The organism is Halorubrum sp. Hd13 (assembly GCF_002252755.1).
Taxonomy (GTDB): domain Archaea; phylum Halobacteriota; class Halobacteria; order Halobacteriales; family Haloferacaceae; genus Halorubrum.
Window position 1 is genome coordinate 1 of record NZ_NHOY01000123.1, and the last position, 21,261, is coordinate 21,261.

A 21,261-nucleotide genomic window follows, 5' to 3' on the forward strand; every position below is an offset into this window, starting at 1 on the left:
GACCTTATCTCAACACTGCCCCGACGAGCAGGCCTAAAACGGATCTACAGCGTCCCAACGTACTGCGCCCGCTCCCACTCCGTCACCGTTTCACCGAACGACCGGAGCTCTCTGCGTTTGCTCGCCGCGTACCCTCGAATCAGGTCGCCGAGTAGGTCCGCCATAGCATCGTTTGCTTCGGGCGCTGCCAGGGCCTCTCTCGGTGACTGGGGAAGCAAGTCACCATCATCCGTTGGCGGCCCGGGATCGAGGTCTCGTCTGATCCCGTCGTATCCGGGCGCTAGCGTCGCAGCGGCGACGAGATACGGATTCGCGTCGGCAGTCGGAATCCGGTTTTTCGATGCGTGTCGTGCCCGAGGGAACCCTGATCGACGCGGTACGGTCGTCATCCCCGCAGCAGGCGCTGTGCGGTGCGAACCCGTCCGGTTTGTATCGATTGAATGCGTTTACACTCCCACCGCTCGGGATCCCTCCGCCATCAGGCGGAGGAGGATGTCAATCATTGAGTCCACGTCTGGCTCAGTGACGAACGTCCACGCCCAGTGTTGGTCTCCGTCAACCGGAAAGCCTGTTTCGTCACAGTAGACGACTTCATTCCCCCGAATCTTCTCATTGACATCGTTGAATGCGGGTCGCAGCCGGTCCGCGACCCGCGTGGTCAAGTTGTAGATCGTCTAGTGGAAGATCGGAAGATCAAGCTCCCAGTCAAGCAGCTTGGCCTGCTTCCGGTTTGGGTAATAAGTACCCTAACGAGGAGTGGTCCCCGGATACACCGGCGGGGCGGTACGTCGAAGCAGCATTTCTGTATTACGCTAGTATCCCGTACTGCCGCGTAGAACGAAGAGTCAAACGCCCGTACGAAGTGATGAGTAAGGGGAATTACCGCCAGACGGGCCTGTTTGACTCAGGTCCCGACTACCATTCGACCGTCGCAATCGACGGTTCGATTGAATTTCTATATCGTCTTCACGTACTGGTCGCGTTCCCAGTCGGTGACGTGATCCCGGAACGCCTGCAGCTCGCACCGCTTCGAGGCTGTGAACATACGGACGAAGTCTTCGCCGAGGAGTTCGACAAGCGCGTCGTCCGTCTCAAGCGCCCGAAGGGCAAGCTCGGGCGAACGAGAGAGTTCGGGGCGGTCGCCGGTCGGATCATTCTCGATTGGCGCCGTTGGCTCCAGCTCACGTCGGAGCCCGTCGAGGCCTGCGGCAATCGTCCCGGCGATGACGAGGTAGGGATTGGCGTCAGCGCTGGCAATCCGTCCCTCCAGACGGGCATCTCCCGGTGGGACGCGAACCGCAGTCATTCGATTATCGTACCCCCACGAGGCGGTGTAAGGGACGAACGAGTTCGGCTCGAACCGCTTGAATCCATTTATGTTCGGCGTGCCGAGCGCGACCAGCGAATCGGCGTGTTCCATTAGGCCGCCGACGAAGTGGCGGCCGCGCTCAGAGAGCGTACCGCCCGCGTCGGCCTCGAAGACGTTCTCCCGGTCGTCGAACGCACTCACGTGGATGTGATAGCCACTACCAGATTGGTCGGCGAAGGGTTTGGCCATGAACGTCGGCCACTGATCGAAGCTCCTGCCAACCTGCTTGACGAGCCGCTTGAAATCGAAGGTCGTTTCCGCCTGTTCCAGTGGTCTGCCGTAGTCGAACAGCACTTCGAACTGGCCGGGGCCGTGCTCGTGGTGAATCGCCGTGAGATCGATTCCGTAGTCGCTAGCCCATTCGACGAGCTGGTCGTAGAAGTCAGAGATCTCTTCCGTCGCCCACGAGACGCATTCGAAGCTGCCGTCTGTAGCCGGGACGTAGTTGCCATCGGGACCCTCTTCGAGGAGGTAGAATTCGAGTTCGCTCCCGCTGTAGAAGTCGAATTCGAAGTCGTTGGCCGAGAGCACCGATTCCAGGACCGCCCGCGGCGAGCACGCTAGTCGCTCACCCTCGTGGTAGTACGCGCACAGGACCCGGACGGCGTTTTCTCGCCAAGGCAGCCGTGTCACGGTCTCGGGAATCGGGTGGACGACCCCATCGCCATGTCCAGTCTCGACGCCGAGTCCGGAGCCCTCTGGGACGTGATTGCGCGGTGTCTGGGCCAACACCACGAGGTTCATCGAGAACCCGTCCTCCCACTTATCGAGGAAGGTGTCCGCGGTGAGCTGCTTCGACCGGGAGATACCGTTGACGTCGGCGAACTCGATGAAGACGTGTTCAATCGCGGGGTTCTCTACCAACTCCACCATTCGGTCGGTCGCAGCGCTCATCTGTGAATCTCCACCTCTCGGAGTTGCCCCTCATGATCCAATTCCCCGAGGGCACCTCCTCCACGAATCAATCGCTGTATATTATTCCGTCTCATTCGATATATAGCCCCGTCTGAGTGCAGGTTACTACCAAGGTACAATAATTTACCGACCTGAGTAGATGAGCGACCGCGAGATCGTAAGGAGACAGTGGCATTCGCCTTTAGTTAAGACTCACACCTCGGTTGCGTAGCTGTAGCGGCCGTCTCTTGTAAGGTCGGTCGTTGCTTATGGATCTTCTGTGCGTCCTCGATCAGCCGCTCCAACAGCGGCGGTGGCGAGTAGCCGAGATACTCGCCGAGTTCGTGGCGGATGAGCTGGGCGTGCGACCGAAAGGTCGCCGCCCAGCGCTCTGTTGGAAACACAATCTCCTCATCCGCCTGGTCAGTGACCAGATCCAACATATCACGGCTCAGAGGCGGCAAGAGTATCGCTACGTACAACAGGATCTTCACCACATGCTCGTTTCTCGTGTCGAATTCATCCAGGTTGTACTGCGTCTTCAACTCGCGGAACACCAACTCAACTTCCTACCGACACGTCCGAGACGGTGTCCGGGAACGCGTCGAGCATCCGTTCTTCGAGGAGGACACTCATCACCTCTGCCGTCGGCGGGTGGTCCAACACGACGAGCGCGTCGCCGTCACCTGACCCCTCGAACGCGTCGACGAGGGGATCGCCCTCCTCGACGAGGAACCGGCTCGCATCGTGCAACACGATCCGACTCCACGCGAGCGAACCCGATTTACTCGGTGTTGGCATGCCGGCCACCGACGCGTTGAACGGTGACGCCGCCACAACACCTGTCACCGTCATCGAAGCGAAAGGCCACAACACCAACCCAGGTGACGCAGACGTCGCTCGCGGCATCACCCAAGCACACGCGCATCTCCCTGAAGTCGACCTCGGGTACGTCGCCGCGGCAGGCCACGGTATCAAGCTGACTGCGTAGACGGGTCTCACTTTCACCGAGCGAAATCGTCAGACTGAGTGGAAGATAATCGGGTTGTTGATGTTGGTAACAATAGAGACCGACACCAGTCCGTTTCAGTCTTCACTGACCTCGGCGGTCTGTGTCGGTCGTTGCGTAACGCTCTCGTCTGTCGGTGTCCCGAGGAAGAGACTCCCGCAGGCGCTCATGATGATGCTCACGACGAGTCCGACGCGCCCTCACTACCGTCCCGAACGGATCATTCGGACTGCGTATCCATCTGATCGTCGCCTCGTTCACACCGATATCGAAGTCGGTTGATCTCTCAGTCGGGACTATACGGCCGCTGGCAAGGCTTCACAGCACCGGGATCGGTTCGGGGCCGGTGGTATCGGGGGAAGGATATTGATGAGCTTCGTGAAGATGCGCGAGCGGCGATCACGGAGGAGTCTCGCCGAGAAACCGCGGAGGAGTCTAATACGTGACGGCGACGTACGTCGAAACCGATTTTCTCTTCGCCGTGACGAAACCTGATGATTGGCTGAGTGAGGAGGTTGAGGCGGTTCTCGCTGAGGAATCCGTCGAAACGTCACTGCTTGCATACGCTGAGTTTCTCGTCGCCGCGTACACGGAAGAAGACGGGTTCAACTTCGAGGTGACACCGGTCATTGCGAACATACTCGATTTGGTCCCACTGCCGTCTCCAAAAGAAGAGGAACTACTGCTCGCGGCGGCAACGTATTTCTCGCTTATAATATATGTCTGATTTTATGAAGAATAGATCGTTGTACGCGGTGTAAATCGTTCTATCTGCGCTCTATAGGTCTATTCGTAATTGACAGTAATTTAATGTGTGTGTCTGTCAATGATATCGGTATGCCTCGTGATCACACACGTGTGCTCGGGGAATCCCGAAACGACGGGACGAGGTACTGTGCAGCTGAACGGACACCGCCACGGGAAGAGCACGACACGGCTCTCGAACCCCATGGGCAGACGACGGTCGATGAGGCAGGGGGTGAGTGAGTATGCCCATCGACGTGACCACTGAGGTGGTCCTGCAGGGTGCCTTCGGCGGGTCGTTCGACGCCGTCTTCGACGCGCTCGGCGACCCCCCGATATGGCTCGGCGCGTTCGCCGGCGGTGCGTTCGGGGCGGCTATCGGTGCGCTACCGGCGTTCGCGTTCACCGGCTTCCTCGTCATCGCCGGCGCCGCGGCAGGCGTCATTGGGGCGCCGACAGGTGATTCAGTCGGACTCGTGGGTATCGGCTTCGGGCACGTGTTTGGACCGCACATCTCCTTTGCAGGGGGTGCGGCCGCGGCGGCGTACGCCGGGAAGAAGGGATACATCGGGGCCGAAGACGGCTACCACAACGGCAAGGACATCGCGACCGCGCTCGGATGCAAGGTCGACGTGCTGGCGGTCGGTGGCGTGTTCGGTCTGTTCGGTATCGCGGTGGAGCAACTCTCCCGGCAGCTGCTGGTCCCGGTTGACCCGATCCCGCTGGCCATCTGTGCCAGCGCAGTCGTCCACCGGGTGGCGTTCGGCTACGACATCATCGGCGACGTCCGCGGCAGTAACATCCTCGACATGAGCCCGTTCGAACACGGCGAGAAGGTCGGCGCGGTCACCGACGGCGGTGAGCCGGTCGCCGGCGGTAACCGCGTCGAAAACGGTGGCGTCCCGAAAGCCGAGTGGTTGGCTACCGAGCCGTGGCTGGGACACATGTACAAGTGGCACCAAGTGGCCGCGATCGGCCTCGTGGCGGGTCTCGCGTCCGGGTACGTCGCGTTCCGGACCGGGAGTCCGTTCCTCGGGTTCGGGATCAGTGCCGCGTCGCTGCTGTTCTTGAACCTCGGGGTCGAGAAGGTCCCGGCGACACACCACATGACGCTGGCCGGCGGGACGGTGTTCGTCGCTCTGACCGCGTCGGGTGACGCAGCCCTCGCGGGACTCTCAGCCGGGGCTGCGCTGGTCGCCGCCGGGCTCTTCGGGGTGCTGGCCGCGCTGATCGGTGAAGTAGGGCAGCGGATCTTCTACGCTCACGGCCGGACCCACTTCGACCCGCCGGCGATCTCCATCGTCGTCTGGACGGTCCTGGTGGGTGTCCTCCACATTGCGGGCATCGTCCCGACCGGCGTCTGGATCCCGGGGACCGTCTGAGACGCAGCATGACACAGCCGGCTAGGTGCGGCGACACGTCCGCGGTGCCGGCCCCGAAGCGCCTGCCAGACGGCGACGGGCCGCGCCCACCGGTTGGTGTGTTGAGGGTGAGACGAGGGGAGCCGCTCGGTTAGTACGGTGACCGTGAATCGCTGGATCTGGTTCGGCCGACCATGCCGCGTCGCCCGGTCAGCTCAAACGAGTCCTCCTCGGGCTCGTCGATGGGGTCTGCATCCGCCCACAGCGCTTCGAAGAGTTCCTCTCCCCATTGAATCGCCGCGTTCGTTTCCGAGACAAGCGTCGCTCGCCACTCCCCGTCACCCCGGCTCGGGAAGACGAGACACAGCGAGTTGGCGGTGCGACCGAGGCCGAAATCGGCGGAGACGACTCTGACTTGGGCGTTCAGGAACGCTCGCTCTCGTTCGGGTTCGCTCCCGACGGTCCCGAGGAGCCGGTCGCGGACCTCACTTGTAACGAGCACCCGGGTGTTTGGATCGTCCGGAATGGCGTCGTCGAGGCCTCGGACGAAGACCGGGGCGAGGACGTCCGGTTCCTCGCCGGCTTCGATTCGTGAAACGAACGCGGAGACGTGTTTGTCGGCGGCCGGCATGTCGCCGCGAACGACGTCGTACTCGCGGATATCGGGTAACCGTCGCCGGAACTGGTCGGGCAGCAGTTCGAGGTCGTGGTGTTGCCAGTACTCGATGTCCTCGTCGAGGAACGCTTCGGTCGCCTGCCGACGTGCGATCGTGTCCGTCACGAGTTGTCCGCACGCGGTCAGTTGCCAGCCGTCTTCGGCCTCGGCGAGCGCGCCGCGTTGTTTGAGATTCGCCAGTTCTTTGTAGACGCCGGAGCGGCAGGCGTCAAGCTTCTCGATCAGTTTCGGTGTCGGCTGCGGTTGGTTCGCGAGCAGCCGGACGATGTCCTCCCGGATCGATGATGCCGTGACGAATTGACACACTGAATCCATGCGTAATCACCCGATCGTGGTTGTCGCGGCCACCCCGTCTGCGAACACGCTGCGCGTCCAACATCCGCCTGCGGATCCGTCGAATCCCCGGCTGTTGCCGTCTCAGCGGGGTAACTACCCGATATTACCTGCATATGGCAAATATCCTACTTAATTGTTGGTGTCTGTCAAGTAACGGAGTGGTACCCCCGGTTGATTCGCCACTGGCTTCGGAAAAGATGGCTGGTCAGCGCGGGTGGAGGACAAGCGGTTCAGTGCGGCGGTCGAGGGGTCGAACGGATCGCGCCATGTTGATAAGACGGCGGGGGGAACAGGGGGGGCGTGTCGGGTGAAGGTACTGCGGGTGAGGCGACGACGGCCGTGACGAGCGATCGTGCTCGCTGGGGGGTGCTCGCGGGCGCGATTCTGATGTCCGTGTCGCTTGCCGCGTACGAGCTCGTCCCGGCGAGCGTGACGCCGCTTATTCGAGGGTCGTTAGGGGTGAGCGCGTCGGAGGCCGGCCTCCTCGTGAGTGTCCTGTTCGGGACGGCGGTTCTCGCGAGCATTCCCGTTGGGGTTGTGCTCGACCGGACGAACTCCCGGTACGCCATCGCGGTGGCGGTCGGGCTCTTGCTCGTTGCCGGCGCGTGGGGGTGGTGGGCCGCGACCGGTGGCGCGTATTGGTCGCTCGTCGCCTCACGCGTTCTCGGTGGGGTTGCCTACGTTGTCGTGTGGAACGCGGGGATCGATATCGTCGGGCGGTCGTTTGATCCTGCGAGGCAGGGGACGGCCGTGGCGACGTTCACGGCGAGCGGGCCGGTCGGGTTCGCTATCGGGCAGGTTACCGGCCCCATCGTCGCCGAGGAGTTCGGATGGCCGGCGATCTTCCCGGTTTTTACGGGCATCGCGTGCGTGGGGCTACTGATTTTCTGGCCGATGAGCCGCGGCAGTGGACACGCGACCGGGACTGCGGCGCCGACGCTCGCGGATCTTGGCCGTGTTGTGATGGATCGCCGCGTTTGGACGGTCGGCGTGCTCGGGTTTCTCGGGTACGCGCTGTATCTGTTCGTGAACAGTTGGGCGCCGTCGTATCTCACGGAGGACTTGCAGTTGTCGTTGGAGTTGAGTGGTGCGCTCGTCGCGCTGTTTCCGGCTGTGGGTGTGGTTTCTCGGGTGACTGGCGGCGTGCTTTCGGATATCTTGTTCGGCGGTCGTCGCCGCCCGGTCGTGTTGCTGTCGTTTCTCGTGGCGACGCCGGTCATCGCGGGGTTTACAACGATTCGAACGGTTCCTGTTGTGGTCGCGGCGCTGCTTGTTGCCGGGTTCGCGATCCAGCTGTGTCTCGGACTGGTGTTCGCGTACGTCCGTGAACTGGTTGCGCCGGCTGTCGCCGCGACGGCTGTGGCGTTCCTCACGAGCGTTGGCCTTGCAGGGGCGTTTCTCGCGCCGATCGCTGCGGGGCGGCTCATCGAAGCGTCGAACTACGAGACGGCGTTTCTCGTCGCTGGCGTCCTCGGAGTGCTGGGAACGCTCTTGGCGTGGTTCGCGCCGGAGTCAGAGACGGCGTAACCACGATCACCTGTAGCGTGACGGTGAGGGTGGCTGGATATCGTCGGTCCTGCCGATCGTGGCGTGACCGACCTTGTCGGGGTTCTCGGCTCGGGGTCGCGGAACTGCGAGTGCTACGCTGTTGCTGGTCACCCTGAGAACGTGAGTCCTTGCAGGTTTCGTGTCGGGTATGCCCGGGGCAGTGCGGGTGCTCACACTTCACGGTGCGTGTCGCTACAGTCGGCGTACGCGAGCTCCTGCATCCACGCGTCGGCGTGATCGTGTGTCACGGCCGTCGTGTACCGGTTCTCGGTGTCCCACACGTATCGGTAGAACTGGTCCATCCGGTAAATGCGGTTTTGCACGGTGGTTTCGGCGTACCCGTTCGCTTTCTTCGAGCCGATGCCGAACGCGAGCAACCACTTGATCGCGGCTTCGCGTTCGGTCCGGTAATCGACGCGTTGCCGCTGGGAGAGCCGCTCGGCGGTCGGTTCCGGGACGACGGCGAACTCGCTCAGATCCATCGCTGGACCCTCCGTGAGCGTCCTGCGAGTCGGATTGCAGGGCAAATGTTTCTAATCGCTGTACTGCGTCGGGGTGTCCCGACAGCCAGCGTCACAGTAGTGGTGAGCCACTTGGGTTTTGATCAGTCCACGGGCTCGAAATCGCAGGACGACGACGGCAAAAGGATGCTCCGGCGGGGATTTGAACCCCGGTCATTGCCTCGAGAGGGCAATATGATTGGCCGGACTACACTACCAGAGCGCACGCCTGTTCGACGCATTTTCGGATACGATTGGATATTGTAAAACAGTTCCGTTTCGACGGTGCCGTGCGCCGGTTTACCGTGACTCGGGGTCTCCCGACCGAGGCGAGACTGACGGGCCGAGAACGCGGGACGACGCGGCGCTCAAACGTCGACGGCGAACGGAGCCGACTCGGTCGCGCCGTCGGCGACGGCCGCGAGCAGATCGGCGACGGCGTCGAGGTCGTCGAGATCGACGACCTCCACGGGCGTGTGCATGTACCGGTTCGGGATCGAGACGTTGAGCGACGGGACGCCGCCTCGCGCGGTGTAAAAGGCGTCGGCGTCGGTGCCGGTCCGGGAGCCCGCCGCCTGCAGCTGGACGGGGACGTCGGCGTCCTCCGCAGCGTCGCGAGCGAGGGCGACGAGCGACGGGTGGTTCGCGCTCCCGCGGCCGATCACCGGGCCGGCGCCGAGCTCGACCGGGCCCTGGCGTTCGCGGTCGACGTCGGGGTTGTCGGTGGCGTGGGTGACGTCGACGGCGACGAACGCGTCGACGTCCTCGAGGTCGACGCCGACCATCCGAGCGCCTCGGAGACCGACCTCCTCTTGGACCGTGGAGACGGCGTAGACGGTCGCGTCGGCGTTGCGGTCGGCCGCGCGGCGGAGCCCCTCGGCGGCCGCCCACGTCCCCGTGCGGTTGTCGATCCCGCGGGCGGCGATCCGGTCGCCGACCAGCTCCTCGCAGTCAGTCGAGAAGGTGACCGGGTCGCCGACCTCGACGTGCTCGCGGGCCTCGGCGGCGTCGGTCGCGCCGATGTCGACGAACTGTCCGGCGATCTCCTCGTACTCCTCGTCCGACTGATCCCGGAGGTGGATCGCGGTCTGGCCGATCACGCCTTGGACGGGCTCGTCGGCGTGGACCGTGACGTGCTGGCCCTTCGAGACGGTGCGATCGGCGCCGCCGATCCGCGAGATCCGGAGAAATCCGTCGTCCAGAACGTCGCGAACGATGAACCCGATCTCGTCGGCGTGGCCGGCGAGGGCGACCGTCGGCGCGTCGGGGTCGCCCCGGTGGACGGCGACGGCGTTGCCGTAGGCGTCGACGGAGACGTCGTCCGCGAACCCTCGGACGTAGTCGGCCCAGACCCGCTGGCTCGGGGTCTCGAACCCGGAGGGACTGGCGGTCGCGAGCAGGTCGTCGAGGAACGTCCGGCCGCTCTCGTGCATGCACGCGAGTGACCGGGCGCCGGTCAAGAAAGCGCCGGTCCGCGCGTTCGTCGGAACGGTTTCCTCGGGCGGGCGAGCGACGAGACCGCACCGGCAGCCGGCGACCGCGCCGCCACGCCTAAATCGTTGCCGTGCGAACGACGGGATATGGCAGATTCGTCAGTCACGCTGTTGGAGATCCACCTCGGCGACGGTGACATCGAGATCGGGCCGTTCGACCTGTTCAATGCGGGCGACGAGTCCGCGACGGACGCCGACTCGGAAGCAGAGGTGGAGGCGGAAGCGGAGGCGGACGCCGACGCCACCGACGACGACTCCGACGGCGGCGTTTCGGCGCGATCGGTCGCCGGTCTCCTGCTCGCGCTCGGCGCGCTCGTCGCAATTGCGGTCGGCGTCGCGAAGCTCCGCGGCGACGAGGAGGTCCCGTCGGGCATCGCCGGCGACGAGTGACCGGATCGACGCGGGCGCTCGCCGCCGAACCAACGCGGGCGCTCGTCTCCGAACCGACGCAAGCGATTTGAGGCGCGCACCCGTCTCCTTCGTATGGACATCCTCCGAAGCCTGCGCGCGGTCTCCGAGGCGTCCGGCACCGGCGTCGTCGACTGGGACCGGGCCGCGGCGGCCGCGAAGGCGAGCACGGACCCCGGCTCGGTCGCGCTCACACCGGGCGAGCGTGAGGGGTACGCCGCCGACGTCCGCGACGCCCGCACGCGGCTCGGCGAGGTCGCGGGGATCGCGTTCGACGTGCCCGACGAGATCGAGGTGCAGAATCGTCACCACTGGATCGACGCGAGCGTCGACACGTTCCGGAACGTGATGGCGCCGATCGAGGCGGCGGCGACGGGGCAGGCGAGCGCTCCCGGCGACGGGCGGCCCGCAGAGGGCGACTGGACGAGCGAGGGTCCGCTTGACCGGGTCCCGGATCCGTTCGGCGGAGGGCAAGGGAGCGGCGGCGGTGCCGGGGGCTCCGGTGAAATCGACGGTTTCGGCGGCCCGGGCGGTCCGATAGCCGCGTTCTCGCGCGACGTCTCGCGGATCGCCAACACCGGGACGATGGCGTTCGCGCTCGGCTTCCTCGCGCGGAACGTGCTCGGGCAGTACGACCCGCTGCTGCTCGCGGACGAGCCGGACGCGGACCACGGGCTCTACTTCGTCCACCCGAACATCGTGCGCGTCGCGGCGACGCTCGACGTCGACTACCCCCGGTTCCGCCGGTGGATCGCCTTCCACGAGGTGACGCACGCGGCCGAGTTCGGCGCGGCGCCGTGGCTCCCGGAGTACCTCGAGTCGCGCGTCGAGCGCGGCGTCGAAGGGCTCACCGCCGGCGAGGTGACCATCGGCGGGCTGGACACGGAGGCGTTCGCGGAGCTTCAGGCGGCGATGACGGCGGTCGAAGGGTACGCGGAGGTGCTGATGGACCGCGCGTTCGACGACGAGTACGCCGACCTGCGGCGCAAGCTCGACGAGCGCCGCGGGGGCGGCGGGCCGATCCGTCAGCTCGCGCAGCGCCTGCTCGGGCTGGGGATGAAGCGCCGCCAGTACGAGCGGGGCGCCGCCTTCTTCCGCCACGTCGCCGACGCCCGAGGGATCGAGGCCGCGGGCGCCGTCTGGGAACGCCCCGAGCATCTCCCGACCGCGTCCGAGCTCGACGACCCCGAGGCGTGGCTGACGCGGGTCGACCCGTGACGGCCGACGCCGCGGATCAGGACAGGTCGAGCGCTATCGGCGTCTCGCCGCCGAGGTTGTCGCTCACCGGACACCGCTGCTCGACGCGAGCGAGCCACTCCTCGCGGGTCTCGTCGTCGACCGGGTCGCCGTCTCCCGATCGCAGCTCCGCCTGAACCGACGCGCGGACCTCCTGAAAGCCGGCACGAGAGTCGACGTCGGCGCCCTGGAACTTCGCCGGGTCGAGGTCGCCCTCGAGGTCGACGGTCAGTTCGGCGATTTCTATCTCCATCTCGTCCGCGACGACGCGGCCGACGATGCTCAGACAGCCGCCGAGCGAGCCGAGCAGGTACTCGACCGGATTGGGGCCCGCGTCGGTGCCGCCGAGCGATTCCGGCTCGTCGATCACGAACTCGAAGTGGCGGGTCTCCGCGCGGACCCGGGTCCCCTCCTCCAGTTCGGTGCGGGCGTCGAACGTCGCGGTCTGCTGGGACGTGTCGCTCATACGCGCCGGTACGCGGCGCTCGAATATCAACGCGGGGGAGCGTTCTCACGTCGAGAGACCGGCTACGCCAGTCGCTTGTCGCGGAACGCCCGGATGACGTCTTGCCGGGCGATGATTCCGACGAGCCGGCCGTCGTCGTCGACGACCGGAACTCGATTGATGTCGGGGTCGTCGCCGACGAGCAGGTCGAGCACGTCGTCGATCGGAGCGTCGGGAGTCACCGTCGCCACGTCGGTGCTCATCACGTCGGCGATTGGGCGGTCGGCGTTCCGGATCATGTCCACGCCCAGGTCGAGGTCTCCCCACGGGGCCTTCACCTGATACGTGAGCGTGTCGACGAACGGGGGGAGCCCGATCGGGATCCACAGCGTCTCGTCGTCGGGCTCGAAGAGGTCGACGAGGTCCGACTCGGTGACGACGCCGACCACGCGGTCCTCGTCGTCGACGACGGGGAAGCCGCTGAACTCGTAGCGGGCGAACTTCTTGAACGCGTCGGCGACGTCGTCGTCGGGGGCGACCGTCTTCACCTCGGCCTCCATCAGGTCACGCGCTTGCATACGGTCGCCGACGCAGTCGGGGGCCGTAGGCGTTTCGACCGCCGAGAGATAAATCCGAATGACAATCGACTTACCAAACGGAACGCTATATGTCAATCCGCGAGTGTTAGTCGGTATGGACGACTCGCGGCCCCGCGGCGGCGACCCGTTCGCCGGGCCGACCGCGAGCGTCGACGACGCGCAGCTCCGGCGGATCGGGGCCGTGCTCTGGGCGCTCGCGTTCTGCTCCGTGACGGCGGTGATCCTCTTTTCCGAGGGCCGCCTCGCCGGCCTCGGCTGGCGCGACGCGACGCTCATCGCCGTGCGGACGTTCGCCGGCGTCTTCGGCCTTCTTCGCCGTGTTCCCGCTCATTTTAGCGGCGCTGTCGGCGCTCAGGCTACGCTGAGGGAGTGTGCGGTCGACGCGACCGAATCGGCGACATCGCCGGTCCCCGGACGGTCACTCTCCGGCCAGTGCGGTCGCGAGCGACGACGCTAGCTGTCGCTGAGCGCGTGAGTCAAATAAAGAAGTGCCGCAAGGGGTCGGCCCGCGAGGGCCGATGGTTAGCGAGCGTGGTGAATCGCTGCTGCGTTACTCGGTACGCCGCGTAGCGAGGAGCGCAGCCGCGATGAGGGCAACGAGCGCGACGAGCGCGCCGAAGCCGGGCGTGGAGTCGTCGGTGCCGCCGTCGCCACCGTCTTCTCCGTCGCCGCCGTCTTCGCCGTCAGTGCCGTCGCCGCCGTCGTCGCCGTCGCCACCGTCGTCGCCGTCGCCACCGTCGTCACCATCCATGCCGCCGTCGGCTTCGATGGTGAGCGTACCGGTCGCTTCGTCGTCGTCGGTGGAGACACCGTGCTCGTAGTCACCAGCGTCGAGGCCGGACGTGTCGGCCGTGAACTCGACCGTGGTGGTCTCGCCGCCGCCGAGCGTCACTTCCTGACTGTCGAGCTCGTCGCCGTCAAGCGTGAGCGCGACAGACTGGGTGCCCTCGGCTTCGCCGGTGTTCTCGATCGTGGCCGAAACCGTGACCGAGTCACCAGCCGTGGCGGTGGCCGAGCTCGGGCTCAGGTCCGAGACCTCGAAGGTCGCGGGGGCCTGAACCTGCTCGACGACCGTGCCGTCAACCTCAACGGCGTCGTTCAGGTTGAGCTGCGTCACGCTGATGGTGTAACCGTCACCAACAGACGTGTCGCTGAAGTCGATGGAAGCCTCCCACGTTCCGTTAGCGGTCACCATGACCTCGTCGTCAGCGCGGACGAACGAGGGCTGGGTGTCGCTGTCGGAGCGGGCGCGAACGGTGAACTCCGTCCCGGGCGCGACGTTCGTCGTGCCGGTCACGGACTGACCCTCGGCGTTCGTCACGTTGGTCGGGTCGTTGTCGAAGCTCGCCGTGCGCTCCTCGATGGAGAACGGCGTCGACACCGTGTTGTAGGAGTCTTCGAACTCGTCAGCGTCGACATCGTCGTCAGGGTTCAGGAGCCGCTGGTCCTGCACCGTGAACTCGACGTCGAAGTTGATGTCCTCGTCGTCCGGCATGTCGTCACCGTTCGTGAACGTGACGTCAGCGGTGTCGAAGAGGACGTAGTAGTCGTCGTTCTCGTCGTCAACGACAACGTCGAAGTCAGTCTGCGTGAGGTCGACAACACGGCGGTTCTGGTTCGGACCCGCGCTGTCGGCCGTCTCTTCGACGGTCAGGTCAACGGCGGTGTCGCCGTTGAGCGTGTTCGACACGTTCGTCGTAGCCAGCGTAGCGAGTGCAGCTGCCGGGTCGTCGTTGGTCGATTCGAGTGCACCTTCCAGACCGCTCGCGCTGATCTGGTGGATGCTCACGTCGTTGTACGCGCTGACGTCGCTCTGCGTGATGAGGTCGTTCTCAACAGCGCTGGTGAGGGTGTCAACCTGCTCGTCCTCGTCAGCGTCGAGAACCTCGTCAGCGTTGTCGTTGGAGGCGGTCCACGTCTGGACGCCGTCCGTCGACCGCTCTTCGATGAAGAGCGTCGCGACGTCGTCGGCGCTACCGATGGTGTCCTCTGCCGCGTCGGACCCCGTCTGAGCGCTCGAGGAGATGTCGTAGTTGCCGGTGGCGAGGATGTCGTTCAGGTTGGACTGACCCTCGTAGGTGATGTCGTCGTCATCGTCGTCGGTGTCGACGACACTGACCGGGTTGCTGTTGCCAGCGGTGTAGGTGTTGAACGCGAGAGTGATCTCGTCGTCGTCACCGAAGTCGTCGATGCTGACGTTCGCCTGGTAGCCGAAGTCCTCCTCGTTCCCGATGACGACGTAGCCCTCGTCGGTCGCACCGTCGGCCTCGACGGTGAACTCGACAACGTCACCCTGCTGCTGGGTGAGGCTGCCGTTGACGATGTTGACTTCGCCGGCGCCGGTGTCGGTCACGTTGATCGAGGCGGTGTCTTCAGCCGTGCTGTCAGCAACCTCGAAGTCGAACTCGTAGTCACCGGGGTCGACGTCGGTGAAGTTCGTCACGTAGTCGCCGTCGTTAACTCCAGTCAGGAGGAGTTCTTCGTCTTCAATCTCGTCCGAGGAGGTGACAGTAGTGAAGTCACCGTCCGTCCCGAAGATGTCGTTAAGCTCGTCCTGGTCGAAGCTCGACGAGGAGACGATGATGTCGGACTGCGGACGGTTCGAGTCGATCTCGAGATCCGCCGTCGCAGACGCACCGTCGTTTCCGGCCGAGTCATCGTCGAACTCCGTGCTCAGCGACTGCGTGCTGACCTGGAAGGAGGCGCCGTCGTAGTTATTGGAGTCGGTCGTCGTACCGGTTGCCACGCCATCCTCGTTGTCGAAGAGAATAGCCTGGTTCCGGTTGTTCGCGTTCACGAGGATGTAGTCACCCTCGAGACCATCGGTGTCGACCGTAGCGTTACGGTCATTGTCGAGGACGAAGCCGTCCTCAACAGTACCGATAGTGTCTTCAGACGGGTCGTAGCTGCGGAGCTCGAACTCGTCAGAGGACGAAACTCCGTCCGGAATGACCAGACCGAGCTCTTGACCAGCCCAGAAGGAGCCACCGGACGAGAAGTTCTCGTCACCCTCGACAGTTGCGCCACTAGCGTCAATATCGCGGATGGTGACCTCATCGGTGAGCACGGAGCCAACCGACCCGTCAGCGTCGGTGAAGCTGGCATTAAGTGCACCAGAGGTAGTACCGTCAACGTTCGGGAAGTCGACGCTGACAGTCACGTTAATGTTGAGCTCGGAGGCGTCAACCCCACTCGTGTCAACGGGAACAGTGAGTGTGCCACCATTGGCGGAGGGAGAACCAAGAGCACTGGAAACGTCAGCACCAGTGCCGTTAGTTACTGAATTTATACTGCTAACAGGAGTGCCGCTGTAGCTACCAGCGGGCAGTTCCACTTCATAGCTGTGGCCTGAGGCGCTGCTAACTCCAGTAGCGGTTACGTTCAGAGTGTGCTGTACCGTCGTGTCCTCATCCACTTCTGTGGGCGAGAACTCGTTAACAGTCATCGGATCATCAACGGCTGCTGCCGGCGCCGCCGCGAAGCCAGCTGCAACCATGGAGATGACCATGACCGCCGCGAAGAAGACCGCATTGGCCTTTCCGCGATAGTTTGTGTCGTTTGTCATTGTTGTTGTGTGTTGTCTGCGTCGACCACAGCAGCTTTCCCCTCACCTGACGCCCGACCTTCGTCGCCGCCGACAGGATCATCAAAGTGCGACCGGACTCGGTGCATGGTACTCAGTACTGCAGTTATTTGGGTAGGGGTTGCAAGCAGAACATACACCGTTCGCTATAAATACTTTGTGTGGTGTGTAGGGTGTGTGAACCCATCACAATGGCTCGTTGGGGCCTGAGACGGCCGATCAGCGATTGAGCGGGGATCGCGGAGAGTCGCGAACTGGTATAAATATCGCTATCGAGACAAAATCATGGGGACAGTTCTTAGCGCGCGTACGTGCAGGAGAAACACAAAGCAACGCTGAAGCGACCGCTGAACTGCGCTGTCACGGCGATACGTCCATTGGCGCTCCAGCGTCTGACGAAGGACAGTTGAATGCGAGATAACTACGGCTTACCTCAGTTGTTGTCACTCCGTCGTCGAATTTTCCTCGAAGAGCGCACTCGGAAGGCAACGCCGCGGCTGACCGTTGTAACGAACTTAGATAGTGGCCGGGGTGGGCTCCGAACCCACGATCTCCGCATGTCCCAGGTCCGAGGCTCGGCGGAGCCACGGGAAGGACGCGGACGCTTCCAAGGCGTCACCGCACCGAATCTCCGAACCCTATGAGTGCGGCGCTATGTCCAGCTAAGCCACCCGGCCTCACTGTTCCGTACCGCGATGATACCCTTTAAGCTTCCCATCCGTCGGAGGGATGTGAGGCGGTAACAGAGTCCGGCGACAGACTGCGACGACGGGAGCGTCGGTGACGGAACCACCGCGAGTTTCGGGATCCGAGAATCGAACCCCGCGGATTTATGCGGGACGGGGCGAATCTCCGGGACATGAGCCTTCCCGACCTGCTCGCGGAGACCGTCGGCGACGAGGACGTCGTCGCCGCGGTCTCGCTTGGGGGAGACGACCGGCTCGCGGTGACGCCGACGCGGACGCTCGTCTATCGCGGCGACGGGCTGCTGTCGGACGAGTCGGTCGCGGAGTACTCCCACGACGTCGAGCGCATCGCGGTCTCGACGGGCCGCCGCAAGGCGAAACTCACCCTCGGCTACGGCCTCGACGGCGACGAGACCCTCTCGCTGCCGGCGAAGCGCGCCGACGAGGCGCTCCACCCGATCCTCGCCGGCGTCCTCTCGGCGACCGGCGTCACCGACCCCGGCGAGTCCGTCCTCCGAACCTTCCGCTTCTCGGAGCTCTCCCTCGTCGTCACCAGCGACCGACTCGTCAAACACGTCGGCTCCGCCGTGTGGGACGACGAGTTCGAGGAGTTCCCGTACGCCGATCTCACCGACCTCGACTTCGAGGAGGGGACGGTCGCGACCGCGGTCGTGCTCGCCCACGGCGGCCGCTCCGAGCGCTTCAAGGCCCCCAACGAGTCCGCGCGCGCGGTCCGCGAGACCCTCGTCGACGCCGTCTGCGCCTATCACGGCGTCGACAGCTTAGAGGAGTTCCGCGTCACCGTCGCCGACGACGAGGAGTCCGAGGCCGACGCGGACGCCGACGGCGCGACCGACTTCGGCGAGGGGCCCGATCCCCTCTCGGCGTCGCCCGTCGCCGACGCGGAGGCGGAAGCCGAGGCGGCGGCCGAAACGGGGGTCGACCCCGGGCCGCAGACGGACGGCGAGCGCGGCGCGGGCGCGGCGAGCGACCCCCTCTCCGCGGGCGTCGGCGACGCCGAGCCGTCCGCCGCGACCGGAGCCGATGCCGCCACCGATACCGAGCCCGCGGCCGCGTCCGCGGGCGAGACCGACGCCCGGCCCGGTTCCACAGGCGATCCGGTCGACGGCTCCGGCCCTATCGACGACGCTGAGCCGATCGACGACCCCGACCCGCTGAGCGAGACCGGCGAGGGCGCGAGCGGGGACGCCGAGGGGCACGCGGTCGACGCCGACCCGCTGGCCGAATCCCCGGCCGAGGATCCGGCGGTCGACGTCGGCCCGGGAGACGGGGCCGACCTCGCGGGCGACGCCGCCGGAGAGCCGCCCGCGGAGCGGACCGCATCGGTCGATGAGGCCGCATCGGTCGAGGAGGCCTCGTCGGCCGATCCCGCTGACCCGGCCGCGGCGGGAGACGCGGCGGTCCCGACCGACGACGACGCGTTCGACGGGTCGCCGTTCGAGACCGCGGGCGTCGAGGGCGAGGACCTCGCGACCGAGGTCGCCGAGCTGCGCCGCACCGTCGAAGAGCAGTCCGAGCGGCTCGACCGGCAGTCGGCGCTCATCGAACAGCTGATCGAGGAGCTCCGACGCGGCCGCTGAGACCGGTCCGCGCCGTCCGGGGCGGTTCGCCGAGTTCTCCGAACCGATAACCGTAGGGGTGCATTTTTGTATCCGACGACGAAGGGGCAGGGAGTGACCACACAGCTCGGCCCGCGCCTCGACGCGGCGCTCGGCGGCGTCGTGACCGCGGAGGCCCGCCTCGCCGTGACGGTCGGCATCCTCCTCCTGACGGCGCTGATCGGCTGGCTGCTCCTCCCGCGGGTCGTCCGCGCCGGCGAACGAGTCGTCACGGGGTGGCTGGAGCGCTTCCTCGACGGTCGGGGAGAGAGCTCGATCGAGACCCTCCGCGAGGCGGTGCCCGTCTCGTTCGGCCTGCGGCTGCTCGTCGGCCTGTTCCAGCTCGCCCTGTTCGCGCTCGCCGCCGTCGCCGTGCTGACGTTATGGGGGCAGTTTTCGGTCGTCGTCGCGGTGCTTCCCGTCGCTGAGAACGCCGCGACGGTCGCCGGGCGGGCCCTCCTCTCGGCGCTGCTGCTCGGCGGCGCCTACGTCGCGAGCGACGTGTTAGAGGAGTACGTCGCCGACCTCTCCGCCGACAGCGACCGCATCACGGCCCACCAGGAGCAGCTCCTCACCCGGATCATGCAGGTCGGACTGCTCGTGATCGCGGGCGTCACCGTTCTCGGGATCTGGGGCGTGAACCTCGGCGGCCTGCTCGTCGGGGCGGGCTTTCTGGGCATCGTGCTCGGGATGGCGGCCAGGCAGACCCTCGGCTCGCTCATCGCCGGCTTCGTGCTGATGTTCGCGCGCCCGTTCGAGATCGGCGACTGGGTCGAGATCGGCGATCAGGAGGGGTTCGTCACCGAGATCACGATCATGAACACCCACATGCGGAACTTCGACGGCGAGTACGTCGTCGTCCCGAACGATCTGGTCACCAACCAGGCGATCACGAATCGGAGCCGCGAGGGGCGGCTCCGCATCCACATGGAGGTCGGTATCGGCTACGACGACGACCCCGACGCCGCCAGCGAGATCGCGGAAGCGGTCCTGACCGAGATCGACGCGGTCGCCAACAACCCGAAGCCGTACGCCATTCCCTCCGGCTTCGGCGACTCGGCGATCCTGCTCGACCTCCGCTTCTGGATCGACCCCCCGACGCCGCAGGCGCGCTGGCGCTCGAAGGCGTCCGCCGTCGAGCTGATTCAAGAGCGGTTCGCCGACGCCGGGATATCCATCCCGTACCCGCAGCGGACCGTCTCGTACCCGCCCGAGACGACGGAGGCGGACGAGACCGTCGAGCGCGTCGAGCGCTTCGACGGCGACGGCCGCGTGAGCGACCGGCCGGCCTGAGGGCGCACCGCCCCGGACCGGCTCCACGTCGGCGCGGGTCGCCTCGTCCGAACGGCCGGGACGCCCCGGAGACGAGCGACGACGGCGTGGAACCGCCGAGGTCCGCGCAACTTCTTTTCATCCGGCGGTCCGAGAGACGGTATGAGCGGCCTCGGTCGCGGCCGAACGTCCGTCTCGGCGACCGGCAGGGCGTCTCGTGAGCGCCGCCGGTCGGCGCGAATCGCCCCGACCCCGCTCGGGTGGTGGGATAATGGTTGAGCGCGAGATTTACTGGTCGGACGTCGTCGTCGGACTGGGAGCCCTCCTGATCGGCGTGGCGCTCGTCGGCGGACTCGTCTACGCCGCAGCCACGACGTCGGTGACCCGCGAGGACTACGAAGCGTACGCCCGGCAGTGCGCGGACCTCTCGGAGGAGTCGCGACTGGTCGATACGGGACTGGGAATGGAGACGGTCCCGCTGAACGAGAGCGACGTTCGAGCCTGTGAGAACACCACCCTCGGAGAGTACCGGAGCGCGCGACTGCAGTCGATGCGGTCGACGCCGCTGAACGCGGTACAGCGGGGCTGGATCGGTGGCACCGGAGTCCTGATCGCGGCGGTCGGCGGGCACCTCCTCCGGCGACAGGCCACCGGCCATCGATCGGGGTGAGTCGCCGCACGGAGCGGCTCTCGGGTCGATTACCGGTCCCGATCGAACCCCGCCGCGAACGTCGCCTCGTCGACGGATAGCACCGTCGGCCGCCCGTGCGGGCAGGCGTACGGGCGGTCACACTCGCCGAGTCGGTCGAGGAGCGAGCGCTGTTCGTCTCGGCTCAACGACCCGATCTCCCCGCGCTTCAGCGACGGATGGCACGCCAAGTCGGCGAGCAGCGCCTCCCGTGCGTCCCGCGGCGACTCGCCGCTCGCGAGCGTCGCGAGCGTGTCGCGGAACGCGTCCGCGTCGGCGGTGCGACCGAACGGCGCCGGGACGGACCTGAGCCTGACCGTCCCGCCGCCGAACGGCTCCGTCTCGAAGCCGACCGCGGCGAGCGCGTCGGCGTGCGCCTCCGCGGCCGCGGCCTCGTCCGCCGACAGCGACAGGGTCGACGGCGGGTCGAGCGCCGCGGTCGGCACCTGCTCGTCGGCGAACGCCCGCGCGAGTCGCTCGTAGTTCACCCGCTCGTGGGCGGCGTGGCCGTCGACGACGAGCAGCTCCTCGCCCGCCTCGACGAGGAGGTAGAGGTCGCGGAAGACGCCGATCGGGACCGCCCCCTCGAAGGCCCCGAGACGCCCGCCCGCCTCCCCGCCGACCGGGTCGAGCGCCGACTCGATCCCGGTGTCGACGTCGGCCTTCCGCCGGAGGTCGGCGCCCGTCAGCGCGTCGGCGACCGCGGACTCGACCGCGTCCGCGACCCGGTCGGCGTCGCGCAGGCCGACCTCCCGCTTCGCGGGGTCTGTCCTTTATACACATCTCCGAGTCCAC

The 21,261-nt window shown here is 65.9% G+C and carries 19 protein-coding genes, 2 tRNA genes and 4 pseudogenes; 10 read left to right on the forward strand and 15 right to left on the reverse strand.

All coding sequences use genetic code 11. The features are described 5' to 3' along the window. Nucleotides 1-44: 44 nt before the first annotated feature. The 6 genes and pseudogenes from DJ81_RS17660 to DJ81_RS17680 all read right to left on the reverse strand — a co-directional run. Nucleotides 45-329 (reverse strand): hypothetical protein, encoded by a 285-nt coding sequence (locus DJ81_RS17660; protein ID WP_394338296.1) that lies wholly within the window; start codon nucleotides 327-329, stop codon nucleotides 45-47. Continuing rightward, on the reverse strand, nucleotides 226-468 hold the full coding sequence (locus tag DJ81_RS20040) for a hypothetical protein (protein ID WP_141212623.1): 243 nt from the start codon (nucleotides 466-468) through the stop codon (nucleotides 226-228). Before DJ81_RS20040 ends, DJ81_RS17660 begins: the two co-directional genes overlap by 104 nt. A 26-nt stretch (nucleotides 469-494) precedes the next feature. Continuing rightward, nucleotides 495-734: pseudogene (locus DJ81_RS17665) on the reverse strand (transposase); the annotation flags it as partial. Nucleotides 735-955: 221 nt separating this feature from the next. Continuing rightward, nucleotides 956-2,263 carry a glutamine synthetase family protein gene (locus DJ81_RS17670; RefSeq protein ID WP_212589855.1) on the reverse strand — a complete coding sequence of 436 codons (1,308 nt, stop codon included), beginning with the start codon at nucleotides 2,261-2,263 and terminating at the stop codon, nucleotides 956-958. Between the two features lie 206 nt (nucleotides 2,264-2,469). Then, nucleotides 2,470-2,832: pseudogene (locus tag DJ81_RS17675) on the reverse strand (IS4 family transposase); the annotation flags it as partial. After that, nucleotides 2,825-3,001: pseudogene (locus tag DJ81_RS17680) on the reverse strand (6-carboxy-5,6,7,8-tetrahydropterin synthase); the annotation flags it as partial. The pseudogenes DJ81_RS17680 and DJ81_RS17675, both read right to left, overlap by 8 nt. 61 nt (nucleotides 3,002-3,062) lie before the next feature. Here DJ81_RS17680 and DJ81_RS17685 point away from each other — a divergent pair. The 3 genes from DJ81_RS17685 (at nucleotide 3,063) to DJ81_RS17695 (ending at nucleotide 5,398) form a co-directional block, all read left to right on the forward strand. Beyond that, the gene (locus DJ81_RS17685; RefSeq protein ID WP_094590883.1) at nucleotides 3,063-3,254 is read left to right on the forward strand and encodes a hypothetical protein; all 192 of its coding nucleotides are present in this window, start codon (nucleotides 3,063-3,065) and stop codon (nucleotides 3,252-3,254) included. A 460-nt stretch (nucleotides 3,255-3,714) separates the two neighbouring features. Next, entirely contained in the window at nucleotides 3,715-3,999 is a 285-nt protein-coding gene (locus DJ81_RS17690; protein ID WP_094527769.1) for a hypothetical protein, read from the forward strand. 262 nt (nucleotides 4,000-4,261) lie between these two features. Further along, nucleotides 4,262-5,398 (forward strand): hypothetical protein, encoded by a 1,137-nt coding sequence (locus DJ81_RS17695; protein ID WP_249269157.1) that lies wholly within the window; start codon nucleotides 4,262-4,264, stop codon nucleotides 5,396-5,398. Nucleotides 5,399-5,528: 130 nt separating this feature from the next. On the opposite strand, the gene DJ81_RS17700 is transcribed toward DJ81_RS17695, so the two are convergent. Beyond that, nucleotides 5,529-6,368: a winged helix-turn-helix domain-containing protein gene (locus DJ81_RS17700; RefSeq protein ID WP_094590885.1), complete on the reverse strand. Its 840-nt coding sequence runs from the start codon at nucleotides 6,366-6,368 to the stop codon at nucleotides 5,529-5,531. A gap of 408 nt (nucleotides 6,369-6,776) precedes the next feature. On the opposite strand from DJ81_RS17700, the gene DJ81_RS17705 reads away from it, so the two are divergent. Beyond that, on the forward strand, nucleotides 6,777-7,916 hold the full coding sequence (locus DJ81_RS17705) for a nitrate/nitrite transporter (RefSeq protein ID WP_094522966.1): 1,140 nt from the start codon (nucleotides 6,777-6,779) through the stop codon (nucleotides 7,914-7,916). A 191-nt stretch (nucleotides 7,917-8,107) separates the two neighbouring features. Here DJ81_RS17705 and DJ81_RS17710 read toward each other — a convergent pair whose 3' ends face one another. From DJ81_RS17710 to DJ81_RS17720, 3 genes are all read right to left on the reverse strand, one after another. Continuing rightward, a complete protein-coding gene (locus DJ81_RS17710; RefSeq protein ID WP_094590887.1) occupies nucleotides 8,108-8,419 on the reverse strand; it encodes a hypothetical protein in 312 nt (103 codons plus the stop codon). A gap of 166 nt (nucleotides 8,420-8,585) precedes the next feature. Then, nucleotides 8,586-8,660 (reverse strand) — tRNA-Glu (locus tag DJ81_RS17715). Nucleotides 8,661-8,805: 145 nt separating this feature from the next. Then, complete coding sequence (locus DJ81_RS17720) at nucleotides 8,806-9,870, reverse strand: M20/M25/M40 family metallo-hydrolase (RefSeq protein WP_094522946.1); 1,065 nt, start codon at nucleotides 9,868-9,870, stop codon at nucleotides 8,806-8,808. Nucleotides 9,871-10,017: 147 nt separating this feature from the next. On the opposite strand from DJ81_RS17720, the gene DJ81_RS17725 reads away from it, so the two are divergent. Beyond that, a complete protein-coding gene (locus DJ81_RS17725; protein WP_141212622.1) occupies nucleotides 10,018-10,320 on the forward strand; it encodes a hypothetical protein in 303 nt (100 codons plus the stop codon). A gap of 93 nt (nucleotides 10,321-10,413) precedes the next feature. Next, nucleotides 10,414-11,556, forward strand: coding sequence for a zinc-dependent metalloprotease (locus DJ81_RS17730; protein ID WP_094590891.1), 1,143 nt, complete (start codon nucleotides 10,414-10,416; stop codon nucleotides 11,554-11,556). Between the two features lie 16 nt (nucleotides 11,557-11,572). Here the strand turns inward: DJ81_RS17730 and DJ81_RS17735 are convergent, their stop codons facing one another. Further along, entirely contained in the window at nucleotides 11,573-12,040 is a 468-nt protein-coding gene (locus tag DJ81_RS17735) for an OsmC family protein (RefSeq protein WP_094590893.1), read from the reverse strand. A gap of 62 nt (nucleotides 12,041-12,102) precedes the next feature. After that, a complete protein-coding gene (locus DJ81_RS17740) occupies nucleotides 12,103-12,597 on the reverse strand; it encodes an HPP family protein (protein WP_094590895.1) in 495 nt (164 codons plus the stop codon). 115 nt (nucleotides 12,598-12,712) lie between these two features. Between DJ81_RS17740 and DJ81_RS17745 the strand changes: the two genes are divergently transcribed. After that, nucleotides 12,713-13,075 (forward strand): hypothetical protein, encoded by a 363-nt coding sequence (locus DJ81_RS17745; protein ID WP_094590897.1) that lies wholly within the window; start codon nucleotides 12,713-12,715, stop codon nucleotides 13,073-13,075. A 93-nt stretch (nucleotides 13,076-13,168) separates the two neighbouring features. On the opposite strand, the gene DJ81_RS17750 is transcribed toward DJ81_RS17745, so the two are convergent. Both DJ81_RS17750 and DJ81_RS17755 read right to left on the reverse strand, forming a co-directional pair. Beyond that, nucleotides 13,169-16,183: a BGTF surface domain-containing protein gene (locus DJ81_RS17750; RefSeq protein WP_094590899.1), complete on the reverse strand. Its 3,015-nt coding sequence runs from the start codon at nucleotides 16,181-16,183 to the stop codon at nucleotides 13,169-13,171. Nucleotides 16,184-16,724: 541 nt separating this feature from the next. Continuing rightward, nucleotides 16,725-16,878 (reverse strand) — tRNA-Met (locus DJ81_RS17755). Nucleotides 16,879-17,060: 182 nt separating this feature from the next. On the opposite strand from DJ81_RS17755, the gene DJ81_RS17760 reads away from it, so the two are divergent. The 3 genes from DJ81_RS17760 (at nucleotide 17,061) to DJ81_RS17770 (ending at nucleotide 20,448) form a co-directional block, all read left to right on the forward strand. Continuing rightward, on the forward strand, nucleotides 17,061-18,488 hold the full coding sequence (locus DJ81_RS17760; protein ID WP_094590901.1) for a hypothetical protein: 1,428 nt from the start codon (nucleotides 17,061-17,063) through the stop codon (nucleotides 18,486-18,488). A gap of 93 nt (nucleotides 18,489-18,581) precedes the next feature. Then, entirely contained in the window at nucleotides 18,582-19,799 is a 1,218-nt protein-coding gene (locus DJ81_RS17765; RefSeq protein WP_094590903.1) for a mechanosensitive ion channel family protein, read from the forward strand. Between the two features lie 250 nt (nucleotides 19,800-20,049). Beyond that, the gene (locus DJ81_RS17770; protein WP_094590905.1) at nucleotides 20,050-20,448 is read left to right on the forward strand and encodes a hypothetical protein; all 399 of its coding nucleotides are present in this window, start codon (nucleotides 20,050-20,052) and stop codon (nucleotides 20,446-20,448) included. A 29-nt stretch (nucleotides 20,449-20,477) separates the two neighbouring features. On the opposite strand, the pseudogene DJ81_RS17775 reads toward DJ81_RS17770, so the two are convergent. After that, a pseudogene (locus DJ81_RS17775) lies at nucleotides 20,478-21,230 on the reverse strand (DNA mismatch repair protein MutL); the annotation flags it as partial. Between the last annotated feature and the right edge of the window lie 31 nt (nucleotides 21,231-21,261).